We start from the raw sequence: 15,029 nt of genomic DNA on the forward strand, positions 1-15,029 counted from the left end.
GATTACTTGAATGGCTGTTAGCGCAACTGGCCTGTTAAAAAGAACAGGGTGGCTATTCCACCCTGACCTGATACTGCAGTTTAAACTCGGGAATGTCGGTGCCATCCGCTGCGCTCATCACGCCCCTTGGGTTAAGACGAATGTGGGTGATTGCTTCGTCGATGCCGCGGGCATCCGGTTGTGGCACATAGTCGAAGTTGGTTCCATCGGTTGAAAAATCGACATCGTCGGTCAAGTCGTCCAGCGCGGTAAAGTTAAAGGTCAGCCCTGACGGAGTGCTGTCGCCATCGGTGAAAATAATCGGGCCGCTGTTTCCCGGGTTGGTGGTAGTGGTGAAGTCGTCGGCAATAAACACCAGCTCGGAATCAATCACGTCGACAATCACAATGCTGTTGTTAGTGATGCTGCCGTCGCCTGGGTTGCGTATCGTCAGTGTGTACATGACATCAGCGCCGGGAATGGCTTTGGGGTTATTGGTGCCGTTCACCGGGTCCCATATGGTTTCTGTCGTTTTGATCAGTTCAGGCTCCGGCCGCCCAGTGACGTTGATAATCACCGTCCGTTTGGCCATAACGATGCCTTCATACCCCTCGTCGGCTTCTATGGTGATACGCCATTGGCCTATCCATTCCTCGCCATCCGGAAACTCCATGCCTGGCTCGTCTGCGGGTGGATATTGGTAGGTTTTGAAAGCCCCTGAACTGATGATGGGGTCGAGCAATACCGGGCTGGGTTCGCTGCCTCCAAAGGTAGGCAGTAGTTCATCACCTGCTGGTGTTCTGATGCTGGTGATGCGGGCTTCGGTGATGTCCTCAAAACCGAAGGGGTCGCTGACAACGATTCTAAGGTAAGCCTCAGACCCTTCTGTAACCTGAGTGGTGGCAGTGCCATTGGGGTATGGGGCATTGTAAGCGAGGATGCTGTTGATGTTGATGATGGTATTGGAGTTCAGCTCAATTCGCGCCCGGGTGTTGGACCGGTTGGCGTAAATGCGCATGTCGTCTTCGGCGTCGAGGCTGATATGAAGCTGCAGGCTGTCTCCCGCATAAATAGAAGCTTGGTTAATGATTTCCAATGGGTAGGAAAAACGATAAATACTGCGGCAACGCAACTCGCCCCAGTAACCAGTGAAGGACACCTGGTAGGCCGCAATCGTTTGGCCTCGCGTAGCATTGACCAATTCGACCTCGAAATTATCGACTCTACGCCTGCCATTTCCACAATCCATTTTCACGTAAAACTCGCTGGCTATGTCTTCGCTGTAATCCAGCGACAGGTTGGTTTGAACCGCCGGTGTCAGCGTCCAGACTGCGGTTGTTCCACTGTCGATGGTGAAGTAATCCGGTGCGCCAGAGGCTTCCTCCGACATACGGCTTAGCGTCAAATCCGCACTGTTGTCACTCATATGCAGATACAAGGGTTTGTTGCCCTCGGTAGAAAAGGCTTGCCCGACGGTGACGGTTTCCGAGGTGATATTGGTTGAATTCAGATTACTGTCGGTTACCACCGCGGTGTTGGTGAAGGTGTCACCGCTTTGCGCGGAGGTTGAAACGACAGCGTCGAGGGTGATGGCAACGCTGTTATTGGCCGGTACAAATACATCCGTCAGCTCAAAATATCCGGCACCATGGTCACCATCCGGTGCTCCATAGGTTTGTAAGCTTGCTCCTGAAGGTACCGTAATGACACTGAAGGAGTCGATACCGGCGGGCAGGTGGTCGACCAGTGTGGCCATGGTCGAGCTATTACCGGTGTTATTCAGGTTGATGGTGTACGTCAGTGTATCGCCGGGGTGAAGTGTCTCCCCAAGGGTGCTGAATTCGACATTTTTGACCGACGTCGTCAGGTCGGCGGTGCCAATGGTAAGGCGCAGGGTGGTTTCATTGTTCCAGGGGTTGTTGTCGAATTCCCCGGCGGCTATGGAAACGGTTGCCGTCATGTCGATTTCGTCCAGTGTGGTTGCTGCCGTCCCTAAGGTCAGTAGCAGGTCTTCACTGAGTTCTTCGTCCCCGATCGAACCAGAGTAAACACAGCTGACGGTGCTAGTGGTCGCGGCATGACATTGCCAATTGGTGCCGCTAAAGCCCTCATACGAAACGTTGTCCTCAAGGTCTATTTCGACCGTACTGCCCCCAGATGCTTCACTGGGGCCGTTATTGACTATATTCATCACAAAGGTGGCATCTGTACCTCGAACCACACCAATGTCGCCATCATCTATAACGGTGAGGTCGGACACTGGCTGGTTGGGAATACTGATGATTTCTGCACTCAGGAATACCCTGTCCTGGCCGGTAGAGTAGACGGTTGTCGCAGAGGTCTGATTAGCGCTCAGGTAGTTGCCAATTTGATAGCTGTCGATATCCACACCGGAGGTGGTGCCAATTTCATTGGATCGTGAGTTGAACTGGTTGCTGGCGGGATTAATGTTGTCGATCAGCTCACGGTTATTAAACAGCAGGTCTTCATAGGTGTTATTGCGGCTTTGAGAGTTACCGAAGTCGCCTTCCCAGGTGATGTGAGCGTGCTTGCCCTGATCGGTGGAAGGATTATCGGAGACGACGAAGTTGCTCGGCGTCAGTGTAATAGAGCTGCCCCAGAAGGTTTGGAAGCCGTCGAAAATATTAACGACTCGCAAAGGCTCAGATGAGGCTTCATATACAATCACCAGTGCCCAGCCACCGAAGACGGTAGCGTTGCTGCAATAGATGCTGTTCTGTCCGGTTTCGAACGTTAATCCACTAAATGTGTAAGTGGCGGACGTGCTGTTGCTGACGTATTCGGTGACGTCGGCTTTGCCAGAGAAATAGACACGGTTGTTGTCGGTTTCAACGGTGTGGTAATTGCCCAGAGTTGCGCGGATAGAACGGCCATTGAGGGTGACCTGGGAATCTACAGAACCGTTGCCGGCCCAGTATAGAAAAGCCGCTTCAATGGTCGCATTGGCAGGGAGCTGCACAGTGTCGGTAGAACTTCCTCCCTGCACCATTTGGCATTCGTCGTCGTTCCTTCGAAGAGAGCCGCCCGCCAGAGCGAAGTCGATGTTACCTGCAAAGGTCTCGTTCAGTTCTACCTGGGTGTCGGCATGAGTGTATACAGCAGCAAGCAGAAAATAGCAGGCAAAAAAACAATAACGGACCAGGCGCAGCAGTGTTTTCCAGCCGCTCGTGGCGCATCCATACGCTCGATTTGACATGTCGTCGCTTTACGATAGTGAGCCAGTACCACCTTGTTCTGGCTTTATGTGTGTGATTTTTAGTCACAATACCATGTGAACTGTCAATTTCTGTGAGTTGTTGTTGGTTTTGCGTTAAATGGCTGACGATGCCCATCGATCTTGCGATGCTTGTCACGCTTTGCTGGTCTTCAGTTTTCCCAGAACCCTCTTAATAACTCTGCATAACCTGATGCCGTAAGTGTTTTTAATCCTGACAAGCCTGACTACTGTATCTGGCATTCACTGCGTGCAGCTGCACCACGCCAAATCGTGATCTGGCCCGCAGTAATTGATGTACTCCTTCCGCTACAAGGTTCAAATCCCCTTGTGTGAGGTAAAGCCCTGATGAAGTTCCCAATGCATGGTGGCGATCTGGCCGCTGCCGCTGCGTATTTTGGTGTGCCAATGAACGGTTGGATTGATTTGTCTACCGGCATCAATCCGGAGCCGTATCCCTTTCGCGTTCCGCCGCTGGAAACTTTTGCCACCATGCCTTATCTGGATGCAAGCGCGCATGCCGCAGCTTGCGGTTATTACGGCAGTGACCAGCTGGAGGTTATTCCGGGGTCGCAGTCTTTTATTGCCCACCTTCCCGGCTGGCTGGAAGACAAACCCATGCTGGTTCCTGACGTGGGGTATCAGGAGTATCAGCAGGCATGGAAAGACGCTGGTCGAACCGTGCAACCGTACAGCGCCATGGACGCGGGCTCCATGGTACGAAGTGTGGAAGATCAGCTGGCGTTGAATCCGGATCAGCATCTGGTGATTATCAATCCGAACAATCCCACGGGCGTACAGATGCCGTTGTCGGTTTTGGACGGCTGGGCCAAACGACTGGCACCGGGTTGCTGTTTGCTGGTGGACGAAGCCTTTATGGACATGACGCCGGACCAATCCATTTTGCAGTCGCCTGACCGCAGTGAGGCAGATTTGCCTGCCAACGTGTTGGTGTTGCGTTCGTTTGGCAAGTTTTTCGGTCTGGCAGGGTTGCGCATTGGTGCCGTGGTGTTTGGTGATCAGGTGTGGGAACGCTGGCAGGGTGTTCGTCGGGGCAAGTCGCTCTGGAGTCTGAATGGTCCGGCGCAAACCATCGCGGCGGATGCCTGGCGAGACACCGACTGGCACCGTTTTGCCCGGCATCAAATTCCGATTCTGGCTAATCGGATGCACCGGACGCTGACGCCTCTAATGGCCAATGCGCGGCTGCAAAGCCGAGGTGGCTTGTTTGTAAGCTATGTTTTGCCGAAAGACGAGGCGAGTGCCATTTATGAGGGGTTGGGCAGAGAAGGCATTCTGGCCCGGCCGGTATCCTTGTCCGCAGGCGCTGCGATGGCCGGCAATGGTGAAATGACCGCTAGTGGTCAGGCAATGCTGCGATTTGGATTGATTTCGGCCTCCAGAACGGATTCCTGGGATCGCTTGGCGGCGGTGGTCGATGAGCTGTCGCAGACGCTGCATGCAACAAGCTCACTGTCATCAACAACGGCCGCCGCCAAAGCTGGCTAGGGGCCCTGGAAACTATCAGGACATGCCGTTGGCGTAATCCGCTTGGGCTTCCAGCAGTTTGCCACGGACTGGCTTCAGGGCTTCTGCGTAGGTCAGCAGTTGATCGACTGCGAATTGCGCGCGCTTGCTGATGTAAGCATCGGATTCCGCTTCAATACCGTCTTCCCACAGATCGCCGATGCCGCGCAGAATCAGGTGTTCCGGGGTGTACATCAAACGGGCGTTCTTGTAGCCGCTGGCGCGCAATTCTGCGATGACAAAAGCACCACCAACCGCGGCGGAAACACCGACCAGTAGCACTGGTTTATGAGCCATGTGCGGCTGTCCTGCATTCCACAGCAGCAGGTTTTTCAGACCGGCCGGTGCCATGCCGTGCCACTCCGGAACCACAAAGATAAAGGCGTCGGCATTGGCGGCGGTTTGCTGCACCTTATTCACGGCTTCATTGGCCGGCGTTTCGCCATCCCACAGTGGCAGGGAATCTTCAAACAGATCAATGATATCAGCATTGCCGTTCAGAAAATGCTGCTTCAGGACTTCGGCAATACGGGCGCTTTGAGAGTCGCGGCGATGAGCGCTGGAGATAATGGCGGTGCGGAGAGTGTCGGACATGGTCTGTTCCTTTCAGAAGGTCACTGTTGTTCGGCGATGGATTCTAGGGGGAGTTGGCGTCAGTCCCTATGTCTACTGGTGAAACTATCTGTTTTCTGGTTCATTACAGAGCCAGGGATTAACGTAGATGGCCCTGAAAAAGTGACCAATTGGGAGTGTGTATGAACCCCGTGATCGACTTGTTGAAGTCTCATCGATCCATTCGAAAATTCACCGATCAGCAGGTCGACGATGCCGTCATCCAGCAGCTGGCCGAAGCCGGGCAGGGGGCTTCCAGCTCCAACCATGTTCAGGCCTACACCATCATCCGCGTGACCAATCCGCAGCTGCGCCAGCAAATCCAGCCACTGGCGGGCAATCAGTCGTACATTACGGGCGCGCCGGAATTCTGGGTGTTTTGCGCCGATATGAAACGCACCACCGACGCCATTGGCCGTGCCGGCGTCGATCCGCAAATGGGCATGATGGAGCAGCTGATCGTCGCAACGGTCGATGCCACACTGGCGGCGCAAAACGTCGCCGTTGCCGCAGAATCCCTGGAGCTGGGCATTTGTTACATTGGCGGAGTCCGTAACAACCCGCAAGAGATCAGCGAACTGCTAAAACTGCCAACCCATGTGTACCCGGTGTTTGGCATGTGCATTGGCTACCCGGATCAAACGCCAGACATCAAGCCTCGCCTACCGTTGGCGTTGGTGTTGCAGGAAAACGCCTATAGCGATTCCAACGATCAGGCACTGGTGGCGCAATACAACGCCGACATGGAACGCTACTACCACGAGCGCACCGGCGGCCAGAAAAGCTCCAATTGGACCGAAGGCCTGAAGCCGATGTTTGCTGGTAAATTGCGCCCCCACATGAAAGATTTTCTGTTCAAACAGGGGTTTGAGGGGAAGTGAGGGGTTTGAGACAGTCGATGAGCCAGGCAGGGCGTTCATCCGCTGTCTGAAAACCGTTGCGGCGGCACCCCAAAGTTCTTTTTGAAGGCAGCCACGAAGGCGCTGCTGCTGGAATAGCCCAGCGACAGCGCGATGGCTGCGCTGCTTTCCCCATCTCCCAGTCGCTGTACGGCTTCCAGTAGTTTCAGGCGGGTACGCCATTGGCGAAAGCTCATGCCGGTTTCGTTCTGAAACAGCCGTTCGATGGTACGTGGGCTTGCGCCTGCTGCTGAGGCCAGTTGTTGCAGGTTACTGCTGGTGGCCGGGTCTCGGGTGAGTATGTCCATCACCGCTTGCAGGCGGCGATCGCGGGCGCCGGGCAGGTGCAGTGGCGATGTTTGTTGTTCTCCGAGTTGATCCAGTACCACTTCAATCAGGTTGGCGGTTTTGCTACTCATGGGCGGGCTCAGGTCGAGCGATGCCAGTTTGAGAATCAACTCTCGCATCAGAGGGTTGATGGTCAGTACCAAACATTGATCCGGCAGCCGGTGAGTGACGGATACGTCAACAAACAGGTAGCCGATGCTGGCGTCGCTGACCACTTGTATATCGTGCTCCATATTGCTGGCAATCCAGACCGCGTGGCTGGGCGGCACAATCCAGCTGCCGGAGGCCGTATTCACTTTTAATACACCACTGGCAGCCCACGCCAGTTGCGCCCGGGGATGGCTGTGTGGAGTTCGTAATGAGCCCGCTGGCAGTTGTTCAGACAGGCACAATACAGGGCACTCTGGGTCCATACGGCGGCCAAGCAATGTACCGGTGCCATCTTCCGGATGCAGGTTAGGCGCTTGTGCATCGGCCGTGTGCGACGTTGTGCTGTAGCGTTCTGATGAACGTGGGCTTGAATGCCAGTGCAAACCTGGCGGGTTATCGATATCCATTGGCGTTCTGTCGACTGATCGCAATAGGTTAAATTGCCACAATACGCTGACGGTGCAAATGGCCGCAGCGACATTCTGTGTTCCTGTAGGGCATTCGCTACGATCCAGTTCGATTCAGAATCAGGTATTTTATGTCCAATCCGACGTCCTCAAAACCGCAAGGTGTTTTCCATCCCAAGTATCTTTTTCTGGCCTTGATGTTTGCCCTGGCGGCTTGGGTATTGGCGTTTCCGGTTGCGGAGTTGGACGCCACCCAGAATTACGCTTTGGTGTTGGTGTTGTTGATCGTACCTTTGTGGTCCACCGGTGCCATTCCTGAATTTTTGACAGCGCTGATCTTTTTTCTGATTGCCATTCTGGCCGGTATTGCAGAGCCCAATGTGGTGTTTTCAGGCTTTGCCTCTACCGCCTTGTGGCTGATTTTTGCCGGTACGGTGATGGGCATGGGCATTCAAAACACTGGGCTTGGCGATCGCCTCGCGTCGGTGTTGCAACGGGTGTTAGCGGGTAGCTATGAGCGCTTGATTATCGGCCTGGTGGTTGGCGGCCTATTGCTGGGGTTTGTAATGCCGTCGTCGATGGGGCGGCTGGTGATGATGCTACCGATTGTACTGGCGCTGTCTGAGCGCATTGGTTTTCAGCCAGGCACCATGGGGCGGTCGGGTATTATCATGGCGCTGGCGATTGGTACCCACATTCCAACGGTGGCGATTTTGCCTGCCAACATTCCGAATATGGTGCTGAGTGGTGCTGCAGATTCCTTGTATGGCATCCAGTTTGGCTACCTCGACTATCTGATTCTGCATTTTCCGGTGCTTGGTGCTCTGAAAGCGGCGTTGCTGATTGCGATTATTTTGTGGGTGTACCCGGCGCGGGAATCCAATGCCGTTCTGGCGCAGTTAAATGATGGTGATAGTGTTGGGGCGACGACTGCGGCTGCGGTGAAAGGATTTTCGAGCGGTCAAACTCGTATGCTGTTGGTGTTGCTGGCAGCATTGGCCTTGTGGTTAACCGACAGCTGGCACGGTATGAATCCCGCCTGGGTTGGTTTGGCTGCCGCAGTTTTTATGATGATGCCAGGGGTGAATCTGGTTGACCCCAAAAAGCTGAATGTGAATGCCACCATGCTGATTTTTATTGCAGGCATTCTGGGCATTGGCGCGGTCATCAATAACTCGGGTCTTGGCCAGTGGTTCGCTCAGCAACTGGAACACCTGTTCCCAATGGCGCCCGGTGACCATTTTCGCAACTACCTGTCGTTAGCCAGTATGTCGTTTCTGGCAACCCTGCCAACCACTCAGGCGGGCGCTCCGGCCATGTTGGCGCCGATGGCGGCGCACTTTGCTGAAACGTCCGGATTTGCGTTGAGTACAGTATTAATGACCCAGGTGCTGGGGTATTCCAGCATTATGTTTCCGTACCAGTCCGGCCCTTTGTTGATGGCCATGCACCTTAGTGGTGAACCTGCAAGTCGGGTGCTGAAAGTGCAGTTTCCGCTGGCTTTGATTACCTTGTTGGTGTTGGTGCCGCTGGACTACCTTTGGTGGGATTGGCTCGGCATGTTTGATTGACAGTCTGATTACCTCTGCATAGCCCAATGGGCTATGCAGAGGTGCCGAGTCAGCGATATATCAGGCTTCAACGGCCAGTGCGGCGGCTGCGTCTTTATGCTTTTCGATCAGGCCGCGCAGTTCCGGAACGCAAGAGCCACAGTTGGTGCCGCATTTGAGTGCCTCACCCAAACCTTCCACGCTGCAACAGCCTCCCATAATGGCGTCTATGATTGGGCGTTCGCCAACGCCGAAGCACGAGCACACCATTTTGCCTTGATCAACGACACCATCTACCGGGCGTCCAGCCAGTAGGGCGCGACGGTCGCTGGTTTCCAGTGTGTCTTTGTCAAAACACTGCTGTAACCACTGGCGCGATTCAAAGCGCAGTTGCGGGTGGCAGAACATCACCGCCTCAATACGGCCTTCCCGAATGGCGACCAGTCGCAAGTGCTGATTGTTGTCGTCCCGCATTTCCTGCCATTGGCAGTCGCTGTGGGGCAGTTGCTGACGCAGCCAATTGGCCATGTCGGCGGGTGTTTGGTTGCCAGCCAATTCGTAGCCATGGCAATGGTCGTTGAGGCCATAAGCCCAGTAGTCGCAGGGCGGTTTGCCAAGGTCGGAACGGCTTAACAACATGCCTTGCCAGTTCAGGGCGGCTGGCTCGGCCTTGATAAGGGTGTACTTCAGCTCCGGCTGGCCTGAAAACGGGTCGCGGGTTTTGGCAATCAGGGTGCCCATTCGGGCTTTGCTGGCGTAACGGTCGGTCCAGTGCATCGGCACGAAGACTTCGCCTTTACGCTGGTCGGTGCGGATGCGGGTTCGCATCAGGATGTCGCCGCGCTGATTGAACAGCCGTGCTATTTGGTCGTCCTTGAGGCCGTATTGCTCGGCGTCGTCCGGGTGCACATCAACGTAAGGTTCGCTGATGTGTTGGGCCAGACGGGCAGATTTGGCAGTCCGCGTCATGGTGTGCCAGTGGTCGCGCACGCGGCCAGTGTTCATCACCAGTTCGCCATCGCCTGCGGGTTCCGGCAGCTGGTTGGACACCGCTACAAAGCGAGCCTTGCCGGTTGGTGTGTAAAAGTGGCCGTCGTCGTAAAAGCGGGCACGGCCGTTGGGGTATTCGCTGTTTACCGGCCACTGAACAGGCGTCAGGTTATCGTACTGTTCGCGGCTCATACCACTCAGGCCGCTCAAATCCAGATCGCGCCTGGCATGGCCATCACTGCCATTTTCAAAACCGGTCAAGCGGGTGTGCTCGTCGAAAATCTCGGCCGGATGTTGGTACCCAAACGCCTGCTCGAAGCCGAGTTTGTTGGCAACCTGAGTCATTGCCCACCAGTCCGGCATGGCTTCGCCGGGGGCCTTGATGAAGTTACGTTGCCGGGATATCCGGCGCTCGGAGTTGGTCACGGTGCCGTTCTTTTCGCCCCAGCTGGCGGCTGGTAGCAGTACGTCGGCCAGCTCGGCGGTGTCTGTATTGGCCATGCAGTCCGATACCACCACCAGATCACAGGCCTTGATGGCTGCCTTGACGTCGTCGGCGTCTGGCAAGCTGACCAATGGGTTAGTTGATACCACCCAAAGGAATTTGATCTTGCCGTCCTTGATGGCATCAAACAGGTCGACGGCTTTCAAACCCGGGCCGCTGATCAGATTCGGAGCCTGCCAGAAACGCTGAATGCGGTCGCGGTCGGTATCGGCGAAGTCCATATGAGCAGCCAGCTGGTTGGCCAAACCGCCCACTTCACGGCCGCCCATGGCGTTGGGTTGGCCGGTAATTGAAAACGGCGCAGCACCAGGCTTGCCAATTTTGCCCGTCGCCAAATGCACGTTAATGATGGCGTTGCCCTTGTCGCTGCCGTTACGGGCCTGATTGACGCCTTGGGAATAGAAGCTGAGCGCCTTTTCAGTATCGCCAAACCAGTCGAAGAAGGTTTGCAGGTCGTCAGCGGCAATGTCGAGTTGCCGGGCCGTCGCTTCAAGCCCCGCGTATTCGGCATTGGCCGCTTCAATGGCCTGGTCGAAGTTTTCCGTGTTGGCGTCGATGAAGGGCTGATCCAGTTTGTTGCTTTCGGCCAGATGCGCCAGCAACGCATTAAACAGCAATACGTCAGTGCCCGGGCGAATGGCCAGATGCAGGTCGGCAAAATCACAGGTAGCGGTTTTCCGAGGGTCGATCACCACCACTTTTTTGTGCGGGTTGGCAGCTTTGGCAGCGGCCATCCGCTGATACAAAATCGGGTGTGCCCAGGCGGCATTACTGCCTACCAGCACCAGCAGATCGGCCAATTCGAGGTCTTCGTAGCAGCCTGGAACCGTGTCTGAACCCAATGAGCGTTTATAGGCTACCACTGCGGAGGCCATGCACAGGCGGGAGTTGGTATCGAGGTTGCCACTGCCAATAAAGCCTTTCATCAGCTTGTTGGCGACGTAATAGTCTTCGGTGAGGATTTGGCCGGCGGCGTACATGGCGACGGCTTCCGGCCCATGCTTGCTGACTACGTCGGCAATGGTGTCGGCGACCAGTTGCAGGCTCTCGTCCCAGCTGGCGCGTTTGCCATGTATGGACGGGTAAAGCAGTCGGTCGGTGTGGTCGAGGGTGTCGTGAAGAGCAGAGCCTTTGACGCATAGTTTGCCAAAGTTCGATGGGTGGGCGGTGTCGCCCGCTACGGGCAATACTTGCTGCTCGATGCGGTCTTGATTCTGATCCAGGGTCACCGAAACACCGCAGCCAACACCGCAGTAGGGGCAGGTGGTGCAAGTGGTGTGATTGGCTGTGGTCATGATCGAATCCTGTATTTCGGGTAAAAAAAAGCGCTCGCCGGACTAGCCGGGGAGCGCCTTTGCTCTCGAAAGAACCGCTGGGGCAAACGGCTTCATCGCAGTTTGCCTATTCCGAAAATCAGCTTTCGGGTCACCATGATATGGCGGTTCTTTCCATCAAATTGTTTTCAACTGGACGTTGTACATCCAAAAACAGTGCCACATCCAACATTATTTGGCCAATCGAGGTTTGAACAAGCCTCTGACGGCTGCATTGTACTGTTTACTGGTTCTGTCGTTTTCGGGGTACTCCGTTTGCAGGAAAGCATGGATAGAGGCCTAAAGCCCATGGGCATGGGCACCAGTCAGTATGGAAGAGGGCATTGCCCATGTCGGGTGCCGAATATCTTGTTATTTGGGGGTGGTTAAAGGAACAAGAGTTAAATAATGGTCGCGCCGATGGTGTGCTGTATTACCTTGGCCGTTTTGTGACCAAAGCATGACAAATGCGACTGAATTTGTTTGCTTGTGGTGCGTGGCGCACTTTCATGGTGCGATTTGTGTGGTTTTGCTCGGTCAAAGATTCGTTGTTCAAGCTCATGCGATAGAGGGGCCAGCTGTCGCGTTGCTATTTCTTTTGGGTCTCTGTCTTGAGGTGGTGTGATGCTCAGTCGGCCATTGGTGAGCTGGTAAAACTACCAATAAAGCCCATGAACGCGCCTTTTTATCCCGTATTTCAGCCGGCGTAGCGAGTCGTAAAAAGGAACTGATATTGCCTTTGTCTGACTTGCCAAATGGCATTTGGACACGAAATACGACATCCATTTGCTGATTTGGCACCTGACTTGCTACAGCAACTCTGATGTCCGTCCATGGCAACGACGCCCGGATTGGTCAGCGCAACGATGCACATAAGGAGAAAAAGCCTGATGACAAGATAGAGAGACCCCTCACATGAGCAAGAAACGCATCGTCGTTGTTGGCAACGGAATGGTTGGCCACAACTTTATCAATACGCTGGTTACTTCTGACCACGCATCCGAATTCGATATCATTACCTTCGCTGAAGAAGACCGCCTGGCCTACGACCGGGTGCAGCTCAGCAAGTACTTCTCCGGCTCCAGCGCCGATGATCTGGCACTGACCACCGAAGCCGAATACCAGTCGCAGGGCGTTATCTACACCCTGAATGACAAAGTGGTTGAGATTGACTCCCACGCAAAAACCATCACCACCGCCAGTGGTCGTAAAGAGGGTTACGACAAACTGGTTCTGGCTACCGGTTCTTTTCCTTTTGTGCCTCCAATCCCGGGTAAAGACCAGGATCACTGCCTGGTGTACCGCACCATCGAAGACCTTGAGAACATCGAAGCATCTGCCAAGGTCAGCAAAACCGGTGTGGTTGTTGGTGGTGGCCTGTTGGGTCTGGAAGCCGCTAACGCACTGAAAGAAGCGGGCCTTGAAACCCACGTTGTTGAATTTGCTCCACGTCTGATGGCCGTTCAGCTCGACGAAGGCGGCGGTAAGCTGCTGCGTCGCAAGATCGAAGACCTCGGCGTACAAGTCCACGTGGAAAAGAACACCAAGGAAATCGTTGCTGGTGAAGAATGCCGTTACCGCATGAACTTTGCTGATGGCTCCTTCCTTGAAACCGACATGATCCTGTTCTCTGCCGGTATTCGCCCACAAGACGAACTGGCTCGTCAGTTTGGCCTCGATATCGGCGAGCGCGGCGGCATCGTTGTTAACGATTACTGCCAAACCTCCAACGATGACATTTATGCCATCGGCGAATGTGCCCTGTGGGACAACAAAATCTACGGTCTGGTGGCTCCGGGTTACCAGATGGCCAAGGTGGCCTTCAATCACATCGTTGATAGCCTGATCACGCATCAGGAGCCAGCGCTGGCGTTCCAGGGTGCCGATATGAGCACCAAGCTGAAACTGCTGGGTGTTGAGGTTGCCTCCATTGGCGACGCACACGGCCACACGGCGGGTAGCCAGAGCTATGTGTTTAACGACGACATTGCCGAAGTGTACAAGCGCTTGATCGTCTCCGCCGACGGCAAAAAGCTGTTGGGTGCGGTACTGGTCGGTGATTCCGAAGCGTATGGCACCTTGCTGCAGCTGATGCTGAACGACATGGACATTCCAGGCAATCCGGCGTCACTGATTCTACCTGCATCAGACGGCGCTGAGCCGATTGGACTGGGTGTTTCTGCGCTGCCGGAAACCGCACAGATCTGTTCTTGCTACGACGTTACCAAAGGCGATATTTCCAAAGCAGTGCAGGGTGGTTGTTGCACCATGCCTGACATCAAGGGCGAGACCAAAGCGACCAGCGGTTGTGGTGGTTGTACCGCACTGGTGAAGCAGGTGATGGATGCCGAGATGGAAGCGCTGGGCATGGAAGTGAACACGGATATTTGTGAGCACTTCTCGTACACCCGTCGTGAACTGGCAGATGTGATTCGCGTGAAAGGCTACAGCACCTTTGCTGAGGTGTTGGCCAACGAAGGCAACGGCGGTTGTGGCTGTGAAATCTGTAAGCCGGCCATTGGCTCCATTCTGGCGTCGTTCAACAATGAATACGTATTGAAAGACGAGCATATTGGCCTGCAAGACACCAACGATATCTTCCTGGGCAACATGCAGAAAGACGGTACTTACTCCGTTGTGCCTCGTGTACCGGGCGGTGAGATCACGCCAGAAGGCCTGATTGCCATCGGTGAAGTGGCCAAGGAATTCGATCTGTACACCAAGATTACCGGTGGCCAGCGTATCGACTTGTTTGGTGCCCAGTTGCATGAATTGCCGACCATTTGGGAAAAACTCATCGATGCGGGCTTTGAAACCGGCCATGCCTACGGCAAGTCGCTGCGTACCGTGAAGTCCTGTGTTGGCTCCACCTGGTGTCGTTATGGCGTACTGGATTCCGTGTCCATGGCGATTGCGTTGGAGAACCGCTACAAGGGTCTGCGCGCGCCGCACAAGATCAAGTTTGCGGTATCTGGCTGTACTCGTGAGTGTGCCGAAGCCCAGTCCAAGGATATTGGTGTGATTGCCACAGAGACCGGTTGGAACCTGTATGTCTGCGGTAACGGCGGTATGCGTCCTCGTCATGCTGACCTGTTCGCCACCGATCTGGATGACGAAACCCTGGTGAAATACATCGACCGCGTGCTGATGTTCTACGTTCGTACCGCCGATCGCTTGCAGCGTACCTCGGTGTGGATGGAAAACATGGAAGGTGGTCTCGACTACCTGAAAGACGTGGTGATCAATGACTCGCTGGCTATCTGTGAAGATCTGGAGCGCGGCATGACGCGCGTGGTGGGCGCTTACCAGTGTGAATGGAAAACCACCGTCAACAACCCAGAGCGCCTGAAGCGCTTCCAGCACTTCATTAACGCCGATGAAGAAGACAAAAACCTGTTCTACGTGCGTGAGCGTGGCCAGCGTCGGCCAGCGACCGAAGCCGAGCGTATTGAATTGGTTGAACTGGCCAGCAACCCTGTCGCCGGTGGCGAGTAAGCAGTAATAGGAGAGAGAT

The 15,029-nt window shown here is 54.8% G+C and carries 8 protein-coding genes; 4 read left to right on the forward strand and 4 right to left on the reverse strand.

The annotated features are described in order from the left end of the window. Positions 1-52: 52 nt before the first annotated feature. Positions 53-3,196 (reverse strand): hypothetical protein, encoded by a 3,144-nt coding sequence (locus ACXADJ_RS04085; protein ID WP_475063394.1) that lies wholly within the window; start codon positions 3,194-3,196, stop codon positions 53-55. Positions 3,197-3,562: 366 nt separating this feature from the next. Here ACXADJ_RS04085 and ACXADJ_RS04090 point away from each other — a divergent pair, with 366 nt between their 5' ends. Further along, positions 3,563-4,723, forward strand: coding sequence for an aminotransferase class I/II-fold pyridoxal phosphate-dependent enzyme (locus ACXADJ_RS04090; RefSeq protein WP_475063397.1), 1,161 nt, complete (start codon positions 3,563-3,565; stop codon positions 4,721-4,723). Between the two features lie 15 nt (positions 4,724-4,738). On the opposite strand, the gene ACXADJ_RS04095 is transcribed toward ACXADJ_RS04090, so the two are convergent. Continuing rightward, entirely contained in the window at positions 4,739-5,335 is a 597-nt protein-coding gene (locus tag ACXADJ_RS04095) for an NADPH-dependent FMN reductase (RefSeq protein WP_475063401.1), read from the reverse strand. 161 nt (positions 5,336-5,496) lie between these two features. On the opposite strand from ACXADJ_RS04095, the gene nfsA reads away from it, so the two are divergent. Then, a complete protein-coding gene (gene nfsA, locus ACXADJ_RS04100; RefSeq protein ID WP_475063405.1) occupies positions 5,497-6,234 on the forward strand; it encodes an oxygen-insensitive NADPH nitroreductase in 738 nt (245 codons plus the stop codon). 35 nt (positions 6,235-6,269) lie between these two features. Here nfsA and ACXADJ_RS04105 read toward each other — a convergent pair whose 3' ends face one another. Beyond that, positions 6,270-7,157: an AraC family transcriptional regulator gene (locus tag ACXADJ_RS04105; protein WP_475063408.1), complete on the reverse strand. Its 888-nt coding sequence runs from the start codon at positions 7,155-7,157 to the stop codon at positions 6,270-6,272. Positions 7,158-7,288: 131 nt separating this feature from the next. Here ACXADJ_RS04105 and ACXADJ_RS04110 point away from each other — a divergent pair, with 131 nt between their 5' ends. Then, complete coding sequence (locus ACXADJ_RS04110; RefSeq protein WP_475063411.1) at positions 7,289-8,728, forward strand: SLC13 family permease; 1,440 nt, start codon at positions 7,289-7,291, stop codon at positions 8,726-8,728. A gap of 60 nt (positions 8,729-8,788) precedes the next feature. Here ACXADJ_RS04110 and ACXADJ_RS04115 read toward each other — a convergent pair whose 3' ends face one another. Then, positions 8,789-11,497, reverse strand: coding sequence for a nitrate reductase (locus ACXADJ_RS04115; protein ID WP_475063413.1), 2,709 nt, complete (start codon positions 11,495-11,497; stop codon positions 8,789-8,791). Positions 11,498-12,430: 933 nt separating this feature from the next. On the opposite strand from ACXADJ_RS04115, the gene nirB reads away from it, so the two are divergent. Continuing rightward, entirely contained in the window at positions 12,431-15,010 is a 2,580-nt protein-coding gene (gene nirB, locus ACXADJ_RS04120; RefSeq protein ID WP_475063415.1) for a nitrite reductase large subunit NirB, read from the forward strand. Positions 15,011-15,029: the final 19 nt, after the last annotated feature.

The sequence above is a fragment of the Oceanobacter sp. ABM4_470 genome (genome assembly GCF_056158645.1).

Excerpts from the sequence above, each read along its gene's own strand:
- ACXADJ_RS04085 (WP_475063394.1), bottom strand. The coding sequence starts at position 3,196 with ATGTCAAATCGAGCGTATGGATGCGCCACGAGCGGCTGGAAAACACTG.
- ACXADJ_RS04090 (WP_475063397.1), top strand. The coding sequence starts at position 3,563 with ATGAAGTTCCCAATGCATGGTGGCGATCTGGCCGCTGCCGCTGCGTAT.
- ACXADJ_RS04095 (WP_475063401.1), bottom strand. The coding sequence starts at position 5,335 with ATGTCCGACACTCTCCGCACCGCCATTATCTCCAGCGCTCATCGCCGC.
- nfsA (WP_475063405.1), top strand. The coding sequence starts at position 5,497 with ATGAACCCCGTGATCGACTTGTTGAAGTCTCATCGATCCATTCGAAAA.
- ACXADJ_RS04105 (WP_475063408.1), bottom strand. The coding sequence starts at position 7,157 with ATGGATATCGATAACCCGCCAGGTTTGCACTGGCATTCAAGCCCACGT.
- ACXADJ_RS04110 (WP_475063411.1), top strand. The coding sequence starts at position 7,289 with ATGTCCAATCCGACGTCCTCAAAACCGCAAGGTGTTTTCCATCCCAAG.
- ACXADJ_RS04115 (WP_475063413.1), bottom strand. The coding sequence starts at position 11,497 with ATGACCACAGCCAATCACACCACTTGCACCACCTGCCCCTACTGCGGT.
- nirB (WP_475063415.1), top strand. The coding sequence starts at position 12,431 with ATGAGCAAGAAACGCATCGTCGTTGTTGGCAACGGAATGGTTGGCCAC.